Source organism: Pseudomonas sp. NPDC089401, from assembly GCF_044749485.1.
In the GTDB taxonomy this organism is placed as follows: Bacteria; Pseudomonadota; Gammaproteobacteria; order Pseudomonadales; family Pseudomonadaceae; genus Aquipseudomonas.
The window spans coordinates 72,769-90,944 of the sequence record NZ_JBIVIA010000011.1 but is presented as its reverse complement, the minus strand read 5'-3'; the positions used below and the strand labels follow the sequence as shown (position 1 = coordinate 90,944).

The 18,176-nt window shown below is 55.8% G+C and carries 15 protein-coding genes; 5 read left to right on the top strand and 10 right to left on the bottom strand.

The annotated features are described in order from the left end of the window. Window positions 1-195: 195 nt before the first annotated feature. The 8 genes from ACIP21_RS22735 to ACIP21_RS22700 form a co-directional block, all read right to left on the bottom strand. The gene (locus ACIP21_RS22735; RefSeq protein WP_400692394.1) at window positions 196-3,228 is read right to left on the bottom strand and encodes an NACHT domain-containing protein; all 3,033 of its coding nucleotides are present in this window, start codon (window positions 3,226-3,228) and stop codon (window positions 196-198) included. Between the two features lie 235 nt (window positions 3,229-3,463). Further along, on the bottom strand, window positions 3,464-3,694 hold the full coding sequence (locus ACIP21_RS22730) for a helix-turn-helix domain-containing protein (protein WP_400692391.1): 231 nt from the start codon (window positions 3,692-3,694) through the stop codon (window positions 3,464-3,466). A gap of 1,093 nt (window positions 3,695-4,787) precedes the next feature. Next, window positions 4,788-5,639 (bottom strand): helix-turn-helix domain-containing protein, encoded by an 852-nt coding sequence (locus ACIP21_RS22725; RefSeq protein WP_400692389.1) that lies wholly within the window; start codon window positions 5,637-5,639, stop codon window positions 4,788-4,790. A gap of 313 nt (window positions 5,640-5,952) precedes the next feature. Then, a complete protein-coding gene (locus tag ACIP21_RS22720) occupies window positions 5,953-6,765 on the bottom strand; it encodes a phage antirepressor KilAC domain-containing protein (RefSeq protein WP_400692387.1) in 813 nt (270 codons plus the stop codon). 264 nt (window positions 6,766-7,029) lie between these two features. Beyond that, on the bottom strand, window positions 7,030-7,671 hold the full coding sequence (locus ACIP21_RS22715; protein WP_400692384.1) for an ATP-dependent Clp protease proteolytic subunit: 642 nt from the start codon (window positions 7,669-7,671) through the stop codon (window positions 7,030-7,032). A gap of 679 nt (window positions 7,672-8,350) precedes the next feature. Further along, entirely contained in the window at window positions 8,351-9,655 is a 1,305-nt protein-coding gene (locus tag ACIP21_RS22710; RefSeq protein ID WP_400692382.1) for a site-specific integrase, read from the bottom strand. Window positions 9,656-9,972: 317 nt separating this feature from the next. After that, the gene (locus ACIP21_RS22705) at window positions 9,973-10,152 is read right to left on the bottom strand and encodes a hypothetical protein (protein ID WP_400692379.1); all 180 of its coding nucleotides are present in this window, start codon (window positions 10,150-10,152) and stop codon (window positions 9,973-9,975) included. Window positions 10,153-10,170: 18 nt separating this feature from the next. Continuing rightward, window positions 10,171-10,362 (bottom strand): hypothetical protein, encoded by a 192-nt coding sequence (locus ACIP21_RS22700; RefSeq protein ID WP_400692377.1) that lies wholly within the window; start codon window positions 10,360-10,362, stop codon window positions 10,171-10,173. A 454-nt stretch (window positions 10,363-10,816) separates the two neighbouring features. Here ACIP21_RS22700 and ACIP21_RS22695 point away from each other — a divergent pair, with 454 nt between their 5' ends. Then, a complete protein-coding gene (locus ACIP21_RS22695; protein WP_400692375.1) occupies window positions 10,817-11,095 on the top strand; it encodes a hypothetical protein in 279 nt (92 codons plus the stop codon). 356 nt (window positions 11,096-11,451) lie between these two features. On the opposite strand, the gene ACIP21_RS22690 is transcribed toward ACIP21_RS22695, so the two are convergent. After that, entirely contained in the window at window positions 11,452-12,213 is a 762-nt protein-coding gene (locus tag ACIP21_RS22690) for a substrate-binding periplasmic protein (protein ID WP_400692373.1), read from the bottom strand. Window positions 12,214-12,337: 124 nt separating this feature from the next. On the opposite strand from ACIP21_RS22690, the gene dnaX reads away from it, so the two are divergent. Together dnaX and ACIP21_RS22680 are read left to right on the top strand one after the other, a co-directional pair. Then, window positions 12,338-14,371, top strand: a complete 2,034-nt coding sequence (gene dnaX / locus ACIP21_RS22685) for a DNA polymerase III subunit gamma/tau (RefSeq protein WP_400692370.1) — start codon at window positions 12,338-12,340, stop codon at window positions 14,369-14,371. A 64-nt stretch (window positions 14,372-14,435) separates the two neighbouring features. Continuing rightward, a complete protein-coding gene (locus tag ACIP21_RS22680) occupies window positions 14,436-14,771 on the top strand; it encodes a YbaB/EbfC family nucleoid-associated protein (protein ID WP_400692367.1) in 336 nt (111 codons plus the stop codon). A gap of 83 nt (window positions 14,772-14,854) precedes the next feature. Here ACIP21_RS22680 and proC read toward each other — a convergent pair whose 3' ends face one another. Beyond that, on the bottom strand, window positions 14,855-15,649 hold the full coding sequence (proC, locus tag ACIP21_RS22675; RefSeq protein ID WP_400692364.1) for a pyrroline-5-carboxylate reductase: 795 nt from the start codon (window positions 15,647-15,649) through the stop codon (window positions 14,855-14,857). Window positions 15,650-16,012: 363 nt separating this feature from the next. Here proC and ACIP21_RS22670 point away from each other — a divergent pair, with 363 nt between their 5' ends. Next, the gene (locus ACIP21_RS22670) at window positions 16,013-17,326 is read left to right on the top strand and encodes an MFS transporter (protein ID WP_400692362.1); all 1,314 of its coding nucleotides are present in this window, start codon (window positions 16,013-16,015) and stop codon (window positions 17,324-17,326) included. Window positions 17,327-17,382: 56 nt separating this feature from the next. Further along, on the top strand, window positions 17,383-17,985 hold the full coding sequence (gene recR / locus ACIP21_RS22665; RefSeq protein WP_400692359.1) for a recombination mediator RecR: 603 nt from the start codon (window positions 17,383-17,385) through the stop codon (window positions 17,983-17,985). Window positions 17,986-18,176 lie beyond the last annotated feature (191 nt).

Genomic DNA, 18,176 nt, shown 5'->3' with positions numbered 1-18,176 from the left:
ATGGTCTCAATGCCAGGTAGGACGAGGAGAGACTACATCAATAGGCGCGCTGGAATTGAGTGAGTTCAATTAATTGCCTATATAAAAAATAGTTTTATCATTAGTAATGGCTTGGTAGGTTAGCTAGAAACGCGGCCTCAGCCAAAGCGCTCATCCTCGAGATGTTAGGCTTGAGCGCTTCGGGTGCAGGGCTATTTAATCTGCCATCGTTTCAATCAACGACTTGATTCCGCCTTTGCAGTCATTTTCTTCGCAAAGTGCAAAAGCATCTGCTTGGTGATCTGCCCTGACACTATAGGTTCCCGTTTCCTGATCCAGCGACAATATTCCTGAGCGACAAAGCTCGCCAAGAAGCTGCTCGTAGCTCTTGCTGCTGAGAAGGCTAGTATTTTGCTTGATTTTATTCATGCTTTTCGGATTGAATCCTAACCCTAAGCGCATAACTTTCAAAACTTGCTTGATGTCGTTGCGAATCCTAGCTTCACGACCTTCTTTCCTTTCTAGGCCAGATGCAATGGCGAGCTTCATTGGTTCGTCTAGGAAACACTCCTCGTCAAACATATCTGCCTTGAACAAGGATTCAGAATAAAGTTCGGAAGAGTTTACAATTCGGCATTTTTTAAAGTTGGTTTTAGTGTCGATTTTGCATCGTAGGAATTTTCTATAGCCGATGAGTTCGCAGGACTCTAAAACCTTGTTTGTTAGATCCAAAGCAGGGAAGTCACCCAGGATATACATGTTGCTAAATTTGGTTGGGCTATGAAGTAATTCGAGTACTTCCGTGGCCTCAGTCGCGCTTTTGGGGCGATTCAGTCTTATAATGAAATCGTGGAGGGAGTAAATGGCATTTTTCGCACGGGGAATTTTGCTGCTGATGAATCCCCGAAACCCTTCGAAGAGTTTAGCTAGGTTTGAATTTGCTAAATGGATGTCATCCGTTTTAGATAGCATCATCTGAATGACATGCTCCCTGACCCCAAGTGAGTCGTTCAGATCTTCGCCAAAAACAGCCATGGCTCGGCTAATGTCTTGCGCGTTAAGTTGTGAGCTGTCTGTAATTATGTTGTATAAACCTTTGGCTCGGATCAGAGCTACATACTCTTCTTGGTCGACTACTACTCGTTGCTCCGATACTCTAAAGAGTAGGCACTTTAGGTAGTTGGCTGATAGGGTTTCCGGTGAAAGGCCAGCGGGACACAGCATGGTCTCAATGTAGCCTTGGAAATCTTGCAAAGATAACGAGTTTTCACATTCAATAATAATGTAGTCGAGTAGCTCGTAGTAGCTATCTACTGGCACGCCTAGCGATTGTTTCTCAATTTCGCGACCTAGCATTCTCGCGAGAATGTATTCAAATGGCTCGTTACTGTCCAATAAGGTAGTATGGATGTCGTCGCTGCCGTCTGAGTCTACGAAAACGCGTACGGCAATGCTCAAAAGGTAAGGGTTAACGAAACCTGTCGGAGTTTGAATTTGTGTTACTATCTTTCGGATCCGTCGGTGTAGCTGTGGGTCGAGATGATCAAGGTACTCATTTACATCATCGGAATTGAACCCTTTGAGTTCCAGTACGTCAGAATTTTCCAGCGAGCGGAACCTGTCTGCTCCAAGATGCCTGGATGTCAGAAATACTTTGCAGGATCCAAGAGTGTCGTTGAGACTTCCAATGGAGTCGATAAACCCTACCATATTGAAGTTTGGGCCAATGGCAGACTCTATTTCGTCGATGCCATCTACCATAACAACAAGTGACCCTGAGCTCAATGCGATTTCGAAACTGCGGTCTCCAATGACACTAGGTGCGTCGCCATTTTCATTGCGGTATTCGCGATATAGGTCTGTAATTGAGTTGATTGGTAAGCCGGAATACTTGTTCAGGATGTCTGATTTTGTGATTAGTAAAAGATATTCATTTTGCTCAGACTGACGAGAAAAGTAGCTGGCGATGCTTTTGCATAACGTCGTTTTCCCGATGCCACCTTGTCCTAAGATTACACTGATCGGCTTGAGGATAACCGAAGAGTTGGATCGCGGCCTGATGAAGGATGCTGCATAGGTTTTGCTCGAAAGGGACGAAGCTCCTTCTCTGTACACTTTTTGATCAACGTAGCGCTCTTCGGGAATAACGCGAACTTCTGGAACGAAACCTTTTACTACGCGATCATAAATAAATTTCTTAACTGGGTTTACGTAAATTTTCTTACACCCAGCTTCTGAGAGTTGTTCAGAGTAGTTACTGAGCTGAGCGTCGGTAATTAATTCTCTGGAAACAATGCAGAGATCAATTCTGACTGGTGGGGTTTCTAGGTGCTTGAGAAGTGCTCTGAGCGCTTCTGGTACGCTCTTGGCTTTATAGAGATATACAATAATCCATGCGCCTTCCATGTCGGGGTGGTGATGGATGTGTAGGCCAAAGTTGTTGCGGTGAAGTGTCTCGGCTTTGAAGTTCTTCTTGCTAGTTATCTCTTGTGTAATGCCCTCGAAGAAAGTTTTATCTGTATCTGTGTCTACCTCCATTTTGCTTTCAGAGGTTGTTGTGTTTAGGCTGGCTAGGAAGTCGCTGGTAAATTTTGCAGCGTTGTTTGCCGCTCTTTCTTGGTCGTCATCATGTTTGTTGACGCCGTCGTCAGAGGAAGCTTTAACTACGCACCATGGAACATTTTTTTCATCGCAAACTAACGCTAAGGCATAGGACTCCATGTCGCCTGCAACAACATCTGGGATCGCTTTAATTATCGCTTTTTTCAACTCGGTGTCGTTTACGACCTTATCTCCGCATGCGTAATTTCCAGTTCGAATTGCGAAGTCTGAGTTGTAGTGAAGTGAGAAGTGAGACAGTTTCGTGAATATTTCTTTGGAGGCATGGATGTGGCGGAGTCTGTTATGTATTACTCCACTTTCAACTTTTTGGTATTCGTAGTCGAACGTTAATTTGCTGATGCAGACATCGCCTATTTTGAAGTCTTTTTTCAATCCAAAGCAAATTCCCACCTCAAGAACCAGTGTGGGTTTGACGCGATCAATCACGGTCGCAAGTGCCGAACCTACGGAACCCTGAGTTTTACTCCCCATATCCCCCATTTTGCATAGCGTAACTTCCTTTCCGGCGATAAAGCCATCTTGTATAGTTACAAGGCCGATGTGTTCGGGCTCGCCCTGGGAAGTGAAGTGCGGGTAAATAGATTTGTATTCAGTGTCAGTAATAACCACTAGTAGGATTTTGTCCATTATCCTTATTCCTAATGTCGGCAGGGTTGAATTTGTGGGGGGGTAATGATGCCTATGAGTGTGTCGCCAGGCCTGTGGGCCGGGCAGTATCACGCAGATAATGCCATATTGCCATCCTCGGCGCTATGTCTCTAGCACTCTTTGGTGGATAACAATATTAAGGCGACACTTCAATATAGTGGGTGCAGGCATGGCCCCCCAGGTTAGAGCAGGAGTTAGTTCTGCTCTAGCTGGTTCACATTCCTTCGAACAGCGTTGAGATGCTCACACCTAGAGCATCAGCCAGCACCTTGATGGCGTTGATGGACGGGTTCGCTACCCCCGTCTCGATGCGTGACATGTAGGTCCTTGCGAAACCACACCGATCAGCGAATGCCTCCTGGCTCATGCCCATAGCGACACGCAGCTCCCTGATGCGGGTGCCGAACTGGTGCTGAAGCGCTGGGGAGGGAGGTGGTGCGGGCATTCCCTCATGGTCCAGAGATGTGATCTAATCGGACACACACTAATCGTGACATTCGTTGAAGGACCAGCCTTCGCGGGTGCATAAGGATCGAGATGATGACCGAGATAGCTTCAAATCCCCCTGCATCTCAGGGCTCCGTGTACTTCACGCCTGACGCCATGAGGTGCGCCCTTAAGCTGGTGCTTTCACACCGTTCTTGTGGTGCAATCCTTCTTGCGCTTTGGTCGAACGTGGGAGAGGGCGGAGTAGTGCGGGTGTCACAGGCTGCTATCGCCCATGAGTGCGATGTTACCCTCCGTAAGCTCACCAAGGAGCTCGCTCACCTTGTCGATGGCGGCTGGATCGAACTGGTAAATGTGAGTATCGAACCGGGCGGTCCGCTTGAGTGCGTCATTAGCCCTCTTGTTCTTCAGACGATCAGGCCCTAAGAACGAGTTTGAGTGTGCCGTAGCGGCTGGGCAAGAGTTGTCACTCTTGGCTGCTGGTTGTTGTCTTATCAGAATAGAGGTGGGTGGGGACGCACCACACCGTCTTGCATGGTTAGAGATTCCTCCAATGCCTGCGGCATAATAGTTACAGAGGGGCAGAGGTGAAAGCCCCCGATCAGCCTGATTCAACTGTAGGGTTAAATGTAACGTATCGTTACTAGATTAACTGATACACGGTAGAAGCAAGATTAAGAGCGGGGGGCAGTGCAGCCCCACTCTCCCTCTACTACCTAGAGGCACGCCTGTAATCAGGGGGGCAGGGCAGAAAAGCCCCCCGGAGCTTTTGATTCGAACTGTACCGATACATTGTGACGTTCCGTCACATCGTAGTAACCTCTGCAGTTCTCAGTAAGGTTGAAAGCAAGATCAAGAGCGGGAAGGGGCTTGCTTGCCCCTTTTTTTCCCTGCTTAATAGAGTTGTTAATCGTGCTTCAGGCACATGTGATCCTAATGTGGCGTTCACGCCACGAATTCATAAGTGTAAGTAGTTAATCTCAAAGCTTCCGCTTTGGCGATTGTGCCCCATTCCGCCCTTTGGCGGAAGTTGGCACTTGCCTTTGATACATGCGGCCGAATTACTCCCCCCCTTGCGGGGCGGAGGTCGCTTATGCGGCTTTCAGTTCTACCTGTGCAGCCTGTAATTCTTCCCGCCACTTTCGGATAGTCTTCGCTGAAACGCCCGTTCCTCGCTCGATGGACTTAACGCTTTGGCCTTGTGCCAACATTTCCAACGCCTGTGGTTTCTTAAGATGCTGCCGCTGTTGGTGTGCATGGCAATTTGGGAAGGCTACGATAGCGACTGTCCCTGGCTGAGGCGGGTAGTCTGCTTCGTACTCTTCTGCCGAATTGAACTCGGTCAAAGTGCGAAGATCGTAGTGCAGCTTGGTTAACACTTCTGGGCTTGGAGTGCACGCATTATCACTATCTTCCCATTCGCAAGCTTTCGGTGCAGGCTCGATGCCCTCCATTTCATTGATGAGTGCTTGAGGGCGGTTCTCCATCATGGCGCGAATAATGAGTTGCATTGCTTTAAAGTAACGGCGGGCGTGCCGCTCTCCCAGTTGCAACAAATCTTCAACCGCTTCATTGGAGATAACTGGCAGGCTTTCCAGAATAACGGCGATGTTACGTACAGACAATGGCATGGATTTTCCACCCTTACCGATGGGTCTATCATGCCAGTCCAGTCGTGCAACGCCTTCGATGATGCTTTCTGCAAATACTGGGTAGCGACCCCAATGCGATGTACAGTCAATAAATCCGAAGAAAGGATTTTCAATTACCTTTGGCTTTCTGCCACGATTACTCTTGGACTTACGTGTGGCCTTGCTCTTGGTCTTTGGTGCGTGATCTTTAAGCCATTTGTCTGCGTTGGCTGCGATTCGTGCGTCTAGCTCGTTAAGTTCTGATTGGGAGAGTAGTTCGATAGTGTCGCCATCAAGTCGGTTCTGTTTCATGTGTTTCTTGTCTGCGTGTTTTCAGTTTGTATGCAGGCCCTCAGTTGTGATCCGTTTGCCAGGAACTTACAGCAAAGTTGCAGGTGGCAAGAATTCCGCTCTGCTCAATGATCGATTGGTTTTGAGTGGCGAGCTAATGGTATTTGAAATCTGGCTCTAGGCGATGGCTGGTTTGATTGCGCCAGCCACCTTCAAGGTGTATTTCGTCCAGAATGGTGCATTATTGGTCCTGGTCTACATACGTCCGTGCTGTCTGAGCTTGATTGTTATGACTTGGGCTTAATTATAAGCTTGTAAGTTTGGTCTAGGGTTCTTAAAGTCCAATGCGGCCATTTTTTTCGATGAATTGCTGAAGCCAGATCAAGCCTTTGCCAGTAAGGAGGGGTAGTGCTTTAAACTCACGCTTGCCCGTCTTATGGTTATAGCATGCGCACTCCTTCACTTCGAAGTACCCTGCATCGAGATACTTCTGATAAGGCATGTTCTGTTGGTGTGGGCGACTCATCAAGATTTTGTGGTCACGGAGGTATTCGAGATAACGATTCCGCCCAGTGTCGAGAAGCTTAGCGGCCTTGGTTGGATTTAGTAGGTCGTCCCGTTCGTAAATCTTGTTGTAGAAATCAACCTTTTCAGAGTCTTCGGCAAGCTGTTGCTCCAGGGCTTCGACTTGGTGCGTCAGCATGGTCTGCTCTTCCTTCAAAGTGAGAACGAGTTTCAGGGTGCCTACCAGATTGTTTGGGATCTCAATTACGCCAAGTTTCTTCTCCGCTTCCAGTACGTGCCAACGATCAACTACTGCGGCTCGCATCTTCGTGTTGTAGCCGGAGAGCAGGATATCTACCTCTCGTCGGGGCAGGTTGAAGCAAGGCTTACTGCGGTTGTAGAAGTCCTGATAGTTACCCTGAAATTCCAGGGCATCTTGACCAAGTTCCTCAAGCTGCTGGCGTATGTCGTTCATCACATTGTCATGACGTTTACCTGTCAGTTTCGCGATCTCCAAGCTGCTCATGGTAACGGGGTTGTCTTCGATGTGAGCAAGGCTTTGCTGCAGGAGAGTAGTGAACGAACTCTCCATAACAGCGGTGATAGCGTTGGGGGTAGCATCCTGGGTGGTGTTGGTATTCATGGTTTTAATGTCCATATAGTATGTATGTCTTAAATTTAGGGTGTAACTGCCCATCGCTATGACTTCGTAGCGATTAGAGTGGGTGGATATTGAGTTTTCTAGCACATTATTTGAGCGCTGGGCGAGGTCAGTGCAGATTGGTCTGGGCTAAGTCATAGTATTTCCTGTGATTAACTGTTCGCGTTTGTTGTATGGCAGAAGGCTGGTGCCGAGACTTAGGGTGTCGCGCTCGTAATGTGTGGGCGTCTAACTTTTCAAGTAGTCCTATGCTGCTTCTTGCTGGTCCCAGTAGCACATGATTTCTTCGATTCGTCGGGCTTTACATTGTTCACGGTGCTCGTGGAATAGCGGCATACGCTCCCGCAAGTCGTCCGCAAAAAAGTACAAGTCTTTGCCATGGATAACGGCTTCGATCACTTCATCCTCGCAGAGAAAGCCGTTATATGTTCGTTCGATCCATTCCCGGTTGAGTCGTTCTGTATACTCCACTCTCGACCGGATATCCGACTCCTTCCCATACCCGGGTGAATACGAACAGGAGTGAATCATCATGGTGCTGCTGTCGTAAATTACCCAGTCATCGGCTTGTAGGGCGATTGCCGAGGCTGCTGATGCGCAAGTCATGCCGATCTCCACAATAATGTGAGCTGCGCATTCTTCCATTCGGCGGCATAGATAGTCGCATGTCTCCAGACTTCCACCGGGGGATGAAAGCTGGATGTATACCTGGTCTTCCTCTCCAGCATGGGCAAGAATGTTGACGAGTTCCCCGTACTCATGGATTTCTCCAATAGGGCCGGTGAGCGGGACGACGTATTGCGTCGAAACTCGCTGCTTGGCAAGGATGTTCTTCGGATGGAAAGGGCTTTCCAGTTCTGCGGGGTTGTTGCTTGTTTGGTGTTTCATCTAGTTGTCTTCCTTTACGGATTTTGGGCGATAGGTGGCCGTCGCTCGAAAGTAAGAGCTGGTACTGGGACGGTCTATTGATAAAAATTGGGTGGTGCATGATGAGGCGTTTGGTCGTAGTTTGCTCGTTGTTAAACTCCTCTGTTGGTTGTTGGCGAATTCTGGGCAATAGGGTGCCGTAACGTAAACTCTAAGTTTCGTCGGATTTATAGTAAGTGTGGCGAATGGGCGGACTGGCCCTATGCTCAGGAAAGTATCAGGAGTTCTGTATTAAGTCATGTAGTTGCCTTTAATGTTGAGAGTGAGGGCGGATTACGGGCACGGAATTATCTTGCGATCATGGCATGGTGGTTACTCGGGTAGTTGAAACTAGGGCTGATGCGGTTGAGTTTTCCTGAATCTCGGGCACGACAAAACCTCCGTGCTAACCATTCATTCTTTCGAGTGAATCCGCAGGGAGGTAAAGTTCAATCCGGCAATTTTGGCCGATGTTTCACCGGTGACTTGGTGATGGCAGGTAATGTATGCGAGCCGATTCAGAGAGTCAACCCCCAGATGTGAAAATAATTCGGTCATTCTCTGGCGTTCGAACTGACGCATCTGGTTGGGTTGCTCGGGCGGGCATCCTTCTATACGCGGCAGCTCCAGCAAGCTGGCCTGCAAGCTTGGTCTCACGCAATCATCGAGCGGGTATCGCAATATGGCGGATCGCATCGAGCATCGCCTTCAGCGGGCTTCTGCTCCCGTAGACGCTGAACGTAACGGCCCCGTCTTCATGGCCGACGATCCGCTTGATCAACGAGTCTTGTACGCCTGCATCCGGGAGGTCGTCGATGAGCGTGTGACGGAAGCTATGGAATGTCTTCCTGGTGTCAGTGACCCCCTGGCGGGTCCTGTAGCGACCGAACCACTTAGATGGGGCGTGGCCGAGCTTGCCTCGTACTGCTTCCAGCTCAGGGAACACGCGATCAGCCCCTGATGCCTTGACTGACTCAACGTGCTGAAGCAGGCCCAGCTCTAAAAGGGCAGGATGTATAGGGAGGATGCGACGGCTGCTAGCGTTCTTGAGGTTCTGGCCTTTACCGCTGTCATCAATGCGTATGCACGGGATTCCCTGTTGCTCGATGACGTCATCAACCCGCAATTGGCAGAGCTCTTCCAGTCGTGCCCCGGTGGCTCGCCCCATTAAGGGCAGCCAGTAGCGCCATGGGTGCTTGCGTGCTTCCTTTCGCAGCGCTTCATGATCCAGCAGTGCAGTCAGATCATCGCGTTCAAATGACAGGCGTGCTTCCTTTGCTGATCCCGTCATGACTTTCATTCCAGCAAGAGGGTTGTCTGCGACATACCCGTTTGCCTTGCACCAGCTCATGAAGGCCGTGAGCTTGCGGAGCCGGTTGTTCACGGTGACAGCGGTGATGGTCTTGTAGCTGCTACCTGACTCGACCACCTGCTTCAGGGTCTTACCCTTGAACTCTGGGCGTAAGCCGAAGTACTGGGGGCAGCGGCTAAGGCGCTCCTTTAGCAGGCGAGCTTGCTGAGCGTCGAAGGCTACCGCAGGCATATCACCCATCAGCTCGAACAGTTCTGCTAGGGCACGCTCAACGTCATCGGTGCTGCTTTGCCGCCATGTGCCACCACGCTTCCCTTCTTCTATATACAGCTTGGAGAGGGTGGCCAGTGTGGAGCCTTCACCTCTTGGCTTCAGCGTGGCTGCTGGAGCTGTCCATGGTGCGGTTGCAACTGCTGGCTGGGGTGGCGCTACTCGCCATTGCTCACACAACGCACGCAGCGTCTCAGGGGCTGTTAGCGGGTGTTCGCTCAGGTGGCTGTTCACCTGCTGAGCTAAGGCAGAGGCGAGGAAGAGGGCTGCCCGACGCTCACGTACATGCAGAGAAATTCGAAGTGTGTGCCGGTTGGGAAACAGGTGCTTTGGCAGTCGAAGGTTGAGGTAGTAAACGGACTGGCGGCGGACGATGTAGGCCATGAATGAGCACCATAGTGGACCAGTAGAGTGGACCAATTGAGTGGAACAATTCTGGTCACACCCCAAGCTCTGCGAGTCCGTGCTGAATGTCTGCACGTGTAGGTGGCATGCTACCTCATCAGCCTGAAACCCTCGCCCCATAAGGCTCGCATTGATTCCCGAGCATGCTCGCATGCGACCTGGTCAGGCCCGGAAGGGAGCAGCCATAGCGGGAACATCGAGTGCCGGGGTGTGGCTGGTGGGGCCGCCTCCATTTCCGGGGTCGAAAAGTCTCGTTCGGCCCCGCGCATCGCCTCTATTCAGCTTCTGATCACGGTTTACAGTTGTCGCATGATCCAGGTGCCGACCACGATCACGATCAACGAAAACCCTGCCCCCATGCCGAGCGGTATCAGCACTTCCCAAGGGGAGGCGTTTCTGGCTTTGCGGATGTCCTCTTGCAGTGCGTCGATCTCGAGGTACATTTCTTCGCGGATTTCCTGAATCGAGCGTCGCATGATTGTTCCTCTGCGTGATTACTTGGTCACAAGGCTGATGATTCCGCTCAGGGCTGCCAATACGGTTGACCCGACTATGAAGGGGTAGCAAAACGTCTCCCGCCTGAGCTTGCTTATTTCAGCCACGAATTTTCGGGTCTCGGCGCTGAGCCTTTGCTTTTCGATCAGCGGCTTGTCGAGTTCCAGGTTGTCTCGTTCGTCCTGGCGCATGGGGCTTCCTTGTCCGCTGCGGCGAGCACGCCTTGGGTGAAGTCAGTTTGGGCTGTTTGGCTGCTTAGGGAAATCGTTCTCTTCGGAACGCGTTGTAGGTCGGGCGACTTGGAATCGTTGTATTTCAAGGGCTGTAGGGGTATGGCTAGAATCTTCCTCGATCAAAAGGGAATGCTCCTACACGCATTCCTGTCCTGTTGAAATATCCTACGCAACCTGTCGGCTGCCGTCTGATTGTCCCTGGAAACTCCGCCGTTTAGCCTTTTGCGGTCGCTGTAGGTTCAGCGATCGGGTGTGGAAGCCCAGCGGTATGGTGGTTGTCGTCATGACAGTTGTGCGTGGGAGGCCCTTGGGCCTGCCGGGCTCACCGTACCCTGGTCTTCCACCCCGCGTACAACTGTCACCCTAATGCGTGGAAGCAACATGGGCGGCCTCAACTCGGTACGGTGATTTCATGAAGAAAATTGTCCCCGATCCACCTCAGTTCTATGGCCTGAAACCAGGCAAGCCCCTGTCGCGCGCCATTTGCGAAGGCGTCGGTCCCATGGAGTATGTATTGATGAACATCTCCCACTATCTGATGTTCGCCTACAGCGACAGCCGTCGGGCGCTTGAACGCATCGAAGACGAAGAGACGCGGCAGTTGCTCGAGCATGGGCTGCGGGCGATGCAGATTGCCTGGGGGCAGGCGGATGCGGTGGTGGCGTCTGTGGAGGGGGAGGGTGCTGCGTGAGGGCTGGCAGGTGTTCGCCACGACAGTTGCAGCGCCTGTGAAATCGAGCGCCGCCCGCGCGGCACATCGCGAGCAAGCTCGCTCCTACGTCTGTTTCGGGCCAGTTATTCCTGGGGGATTTACGCGCGTACGCCCTGGTGCATGGCACATCATCGCGTCGTACCAACAAGACGGTCGCGCGCGAATCCCACAGGCGTTACTGGCCCGAAACAAACGTAGGAGCGAGCTTGCTCGCGATGCGCCGCGCGGGCGGCGCTCGATCTCCCAGGCGCTGCAACTGTCGTGGCAAGCACCTGGTGGCCCTGACACATTCCCGAGAAAAATCACCTCCCAGCCATACCGCCACCCTCAACGCCTCACCCCCTCACCCCCAAAACCTCCCCCGAACTCTGGCCATACCGCCCGATAATCCGCTCAATCTCCTCCGACTGCTTCATCCGCACCAGCGCCCTGAGCAACGCCTGCGTCGGCACCGCCGGGTCATTCCTCACCATGCACCCCAGCGCCTGCTCCTCCAGCACCGCCAGTACCTGCAGCCGCCGCTCCACCGGCAACCGCTGGTTGAACCAGCGCAACGACAATTCATTGCTCACTGCATACCGATACCGCCCGGCCTGCAACTTCTGCAACGCCAGCTCCTGGCTGCGGCTGTCTTCACGCCGCAACCGCCCCTCGGCGAAAAAGGCCTCCAGCGTCGAATAGGTATACCCAAGCACTGTGCCAACGGCCTGCGGCGCCAGCTGCTCGGGCTGCACCGGGCTGCTGTCTGCGGCGCGCCCGACCAGCACATCGCGCTGCTGGATCAGCGGCACGCTCCACACATAGTTCCCCGGCCGATCGTTGAGCCAGCGCGTGCTCACGTAGCAACGCACATCGATGTCGCCATCCTCCATCGCCTGTTGCAAACGCAGGCGCGCCATCACGTGGTAAGCCGGCCGCACGCCGGCTTCCCGGGCCATGGCCTGCATCAGGTCATACAGCAGACCCTCTACCGGCTGGCCGCCCTCGAGGCGCATCAGCGGCATGCTCCAGCTCTCGGCGACGGAAAATCGCAGCACCGGCTGGTCGGCCAGGCTGTACGTGGTCAAGAGCATTAGCAGGGCCAGCAATCTTCGCAAGGCACTTCCTCCTTGAACAGCGCGCCAGTTGCTTAGCTTAGACGAGCTGCGCAGGGTGCAATTTCGGCCCCGCTCCGCTAGGATTAGCGCTCTTTCCGCTGGATCAGGCTGCGATGGTTTTTCGATGAGTTATCAGGTTCTTGCACGTAAATGGCGTCCGCGCTCGTTCCGCGAAATGGTCGGCCAGACCCATGTGCTCAAGGCCTTGATCAATGCCTTGGACAATCAGCGCCTGCACCACGCCTACCTGTTTACCGGTACCCGCGGCGTGGGCAAGACCACCATCGCGCGGATCATCGCCAAATGCCTCAACTGCGAGACCGGCATCACCTCGACGCCCTGCGGCACCTGTTCGGTGTGCCGGGAGATCGACGAGGGCCGCTTCGTCGACCTGATCGAGATCGACGCCGCCAGCCGCACCAAGGTCGAAGACACCCGCGAACTGCTGGATAACGTGCAGTACGCGCCGAGCCGTGGGCGCTTCAAGGTCTACCTGATCGACGAAGTGCACATGCTTTCCACCCACTCGTTCAACGCCTTGCTCAAGACGCTGGAAGAGCCGCCGCCCTACGTCAAGTTCATCCTCGCCACCACCGACCCGCAGAAGCTGCCGGCCACCATCCTCTCGCGCTGCCTGCAGTTCTCGCTGAAGAACATGAGCCCGGAGCGGGTGGTCGAGCACTTGAGCCATGTGCTGCAGGCCGAGAACGTGCCATTCGAGGCGGATGCCCTGTGGCTGCTCGGGCGCGCCGCCGACGGTTCGATGCGTGACGCCATGAGCCTGACCGACCAGGCCATCGCCTTTGGCGAAGGCAAGGTGCTGGCCGCCGATGTGCGCGCCATGCTCGGCAGCCTCGATCACGGCCAGGTCTACGGCGTGTTGCAGGCGTTGCTGGAAGGGGACGCGCGGGCGCTGCTCGAAGCGGTGCGCAACCTCGCCGAGCAAGGGCCGGACTGGAGCGGGGTGCTGGCCGAAATGCTCAACGTGCTGCACCGGGTGGCCATCGCCCAGGCCCTGCCGGAAGCGGTGGACAACGGCCAGGGCGACCGCGACCGGGTGCTGGCGCTGGCGTCGGCGCTGCCGGCCGAAGACGTGCAGTTCTACTACCAGATGGGCCTGATCGGTCGTCGCGACCTGCCATTGGCGCCGGACCCGCGGGGCGGTTTCGAAATGGTCCTGCTGCGCATGCTGGCGTTCCGCCCGGCCGATACCGACGATGCGCCCAAGCCAGTGCTAAAGCCAGTGGGGATCAGCCAGGCCACAGCTGATCCGGCAACCCCGGTGGCAGCGCCTGCGGTTGCCGCAGCGCCTCCAGCGCCCGTGGCGCCTGCCCCGCAGGTCGAAGCCGCGCCAGTAGTCGAGCAGGCGCCTGAGCCTGTACCGGAGCTAGAGCCCGAGCCTGAAGTTGCCGCGCCTGATCCGGTGGCAGTGGAGGAGGTGGTCGACCTGCCGTGGGAGGAGCCTGCCGCTGCGCCCATGCCCGCCGCGGTAGCGCCTGAGCCCGCTGCAGCGCCATCCCCTGTCGCTGCGCCGCACGTTGCCCAGCCAGATTACGACGAACCGCCGTTCGACCCGTCGGCCTACGCCGCCGCAGGCATGGACCGCGATGACGAGCCGCCGATGGACGAAGACTACTACGGCGGCGAAAGCGACCCGGTCGGCTTCAGCTACCTCGACGAGCTGGCCGAGCACGTCCAGGAAGAAAAACCCGTCGTCGCGCCTCAGCCTCTGCCGGCTGCCAAGCCCGCGACCGGCCTGGCCCTGCAATGGCTGGAATTATTCCCGCAGTTGCCTGTGTCCGGCATGACAGGCAACATCGCTGCAAACTGTACGCTGATCTCGGCAGATGGCGATGACTGGCTGCTGCACCTGGACCCGGGCCAGGGCGCACTGTTCAATGCCACCCAGCAACGCCGCCTGAACGAGGCACTGAACCAGCACCTGGGGCGCACCCTCAACCTGCGCATCGAGCTGATTCTCCCCGAACAGGAAACCCCGGCCCAGGCCGGCGCCCGCAAGCGTGCCGAGCGCCAGCAGGACGCCGTGACCTCGATCGAGCAGGATCCGCTCATCCAGCAGATGATCAAGCAGTTCGGGGCCAAGGTGCGACAGGATACTATTGAGCCTGTAGACGCCCTGGTCAGCCAGGGCCAGTAATCGACAACCATGCGGCCGGCCCCGTGTCGGGCCGCATCACATGACCCAATCGAGGTATACCCCCATGATGAAAGGTGGCATGGCCGGCCTGATGAAGCAGGCCCAGCAGATGCAGGAAAAGATGCAGAAGATGCAGGAAGAACTGGCCAACGCCGAAGTTACCGGCCAGTCCGGTGGCGGCCTGGTGAGCGTGGTGATGACCGGTCGCCACGACGTCAAGCGTGTGAGCATCGACCAGAGCCTGATGTCGACTGAAGAAGACGACAAGGAAGTGCTGGAAGACCTGATCGCCGCCGCGCTGAACGACGCCGTGCGCAAGATCGAGCAGAACAGCCAGGAGAAAATGGGTGGTATGACCGCTGGCATGCAACTGCCGCCGGGCTTCAAGATGCCGTTCTAAGGCGCTTGCCATTCGAGAAGCCGCCTTCCGGAAGCTCCGGTTGGCGGCTTTTTATTTGAATGGTTGAATAATCTGGAATTCGATCAGGCGCCTTGCGACAACTCCACTGATCGTCGATGGGCAGCACAAGTTGCCGCCGCCACCAACTCTCGAAGTTGCCCCTGTGCTTCAAATACCTCGATGGCTGCTGCGGTAGTGCCATTGGGCGAAGTGACGGCGACCCGAAGTTCGGTGAAATCGGCATGTGCCTGATGTTGTAGTGTCGCCGCGCCAAATGCAGTTTGTGCGGCCAGTTGGCGCGCAAGATCCAGATCCAGGCCCAACTTCACGCCGGCGTCGGCCAGTGCCTCGCTGAACAGGTGGTAATACGCCGGGCCGCTGCCGCTGATGGCCGTGACCGCATCCAGCTGGCCTTCTTCGTGTACCCAATAGGCGGCGCCGACCGCTTCGAACAGGCGACCGATCAGGGCCTTGCGTTGGTCGTCCAGTTGCCCGCAGGCAAACAGCCCGGTGCAGCCGGCCCCCAGCAGCACGGGAGTATTAGGCATGGCCCGCACCACCGGGCAGCGCTGGCCAACGGCCTGGCTCAAGGTGCTTTCGGTCACGCCGGCCGCCACCGACACCACGGTGGCCTGGCGGCACTGGCGCTCGCTGAGCCCGGCGAGCGCGCTGCTGGCATAGGCGGGTTTCACCGCCAGGACGATCAACGTGAACGCCTGGTCGGCAGGCACATCCTCCAGCCGTGCATAACGCCGTTGCCCGGCATCGGCCTTCAGCCCAGGGTCGACGATGCTCAGCTGCTCCACCAGCCCGGCCTTCAGCCAGGCATCGCCCAATGCGCCGCCCATGCGCCCATAACCAATAAAAAGCACGTTCATCGGTAGCCTCGAGTTAGTTTTGTTGTTGTGTCTCTTTTTAGAGTAAGGCTATTTCCAAAAAAGGTGCAACCTGGTGCAACTCAAAAAAGCCTGCTGTGGTTTCGGTAATGAAACAGGTAATTCATGACCGACCAGTCATCAATGCACTGTTTTGGTGAGGCAGTAATAATTTGTCGTTTCATTGATTCAAAACAGGGCATTTCTGTCGCCGTTTCTAATTATTTGAAGATTAAACGTTTAAGTTGGGTTGCACCTATTTTCAAAGTTTTACTAAGATCCGCTCGCAAGGGTGCAACCTGGTTGCTCTTTTGCGCCAATGAACACTGTGCTCGCCGACATAACATCAAAAAAACGGAGACTCGAATGACGCCATCCAGTGCAACCCCTTCAGCAGCCCAGGGGCGTGGCCGAGCCTTGGTCGCCAGCCTCACCGGCAGCTCCATCGAATGGTTCGACTACTTCCTCTACGGCACCGCCGCCGCCCTGGTATTCAACAAACTGTTCTTTCCCACCTTCGACCCGGTGGTCGGCCTGCTGCTGGCCTACCTGTCGTTTTCCCTGACCTTCTTCGTGCGGCCCATCGGTGGCGTGCTGTTCGCCCACATCGGCGACCGCATCGGGCGCAAGAAGACCCTGGTGATCACCCTGTCGCTGATGGGCGGCGCCACGGTGCTGATCGGCTGCCTGCCCACCTACGAGCACATTGGCGTGTGGGCGCCGGTCCTGCTGATTACCCTGCGGGTGATCCAGGGCCTGGGTATCGGTGGCGAGTGGGGCGGCGCACTGTTGCTGGCCTACGAGTACGCCCCAGCCAAGCGCAAGGGCCTGTTCGGCAGCGTGCCGCAGGTGGGGGTGACCGTCGGCATGCTGCTGGCGACCATGGCAGTGAGCCTGATGGCCATGCTGCCGGACGACCAGTTCATGAGCTGGGGCTGGCGCGTGCCGTTCGTGCTCAGCGCCGGCCTGGTGTTCCTCGGCCTGTGGATCCGCCATGGCCTGGATGAAACACCGGACTTCAAGAAGGCCAAGGAAAGCGGCAACGTGTCGAAGATGCCGCTGGTCGAGACCTTGCGCGACCACTGGCGCGAAGTGCTGATCGCCGCCGGCCTGAAAGTGGTGGAGACCGCGCCGTTCTACATCTTCTCGACCTTCGTGGTCAGCTACGCGGTGACCACCTTGGGCTACGACAAGGTCAGCACCCTCAACGCGGTGATGGTCGGCGCGGCGGTCGCTTCGCTGATGATCCCGGCCATGGGCTGGCTGTCGGACAAGGTCGGGCGCAAGGCGGTGTATATCGCCGGCATCCTGCTGATCGCGGCGTTCATCGTGCCGTACTTCAAGCTGCTCGATACCCGCACTACCTGGGGCCTGATGCTGGCCACGGTGATCGCCTTCGGCGTGCTCTGGGCACCGGTCACCGCAGTGCTCGGCACCATGAGTTCGGAGATCTTCTCCACCCGGGTGCGCTACACCGGCATCACCCTGGGCTACCAACTGGGCGCCGCCCTGGCTGGCGGTACCGCGCCGCTGATCGCCACCTTCCTGCTCAGCCGCTACAACGGCAGCTGGCAGCCGGTTGCGCTGTACCTGTTGGCCACGGTTGCCATTTCGTTGCTGGCGGTGCTTTCGGTGCGTTCCGGCAAGGGTGACAAGCCTGGCGAGCAAGCGTTGATTTGACGCAAAAGGCGGTGGTGGGTATAAACCGCCTCTTATTGATTTGTCAGGCCTTTCCCATGAGCTTCAGCCCCCTGATCCGCCAACTGATCGACGCCCTGCGTACCCTCCCGGGCGTCGGCCAGAAAACCGCCCAGCGCATGGCGCTGCAGTTGCTCGAGCGCGACCGCAGCGGCGGCCTGCGCCTGGCCCAGGCGCTGAGCCAGGCCATGGAAGGCGTGGGCCACTGCCGCCAGTGCCGCACCCTGACCGAGCAGGAGCTGTGCCCGCAGTGCAGCGACCCGCGCCGTGACGACACCCAGCTGTGCGTGGTGGAAGGGCCGATGGATGTATATGCGGTGGAGCAGACCGGCTATCGCGGGCGCTACTTCGTGCTCAAGGGGCACCTGTCGCCGCTCGACGGCCTGGGGCCGGAGGCGATCGGCGTGCCGCAGCTGATGGCGCGGATCGAGGAACAGGGGACATTCACCGAGGTGATCCTGGCGACCAACCCGACCGTGGAAGGTGAAGCGACGGCTCATTACATCGCCCAGTTGCTGGGCGAGAAGGGGCTGGTGGCATCGCGGATTGCCCATGGGGTACCGCTGGGTGGGGAGCTGGAGTTGGTGGATGGTGGCACCTTGGCTCACGCGTTTGCCGGGCGCAAGCCGATCTCGCTTTGAATCGCCGGGGCTGCTTTGCAGCCCATCGCGAGCAACGCTCGCTCCTACACGGACCGCGCTGCCTTCAGGCCTACGGTGATTCTGTGGGATGCTGCGCTGTCGCGTAGATAACCGTATTCGTTAGCGCGCCGCGTACCCTGTGGGAGCGGGTTTACCCGCGAAGAATGCGACGCGGTGCATGGCACCGGCTT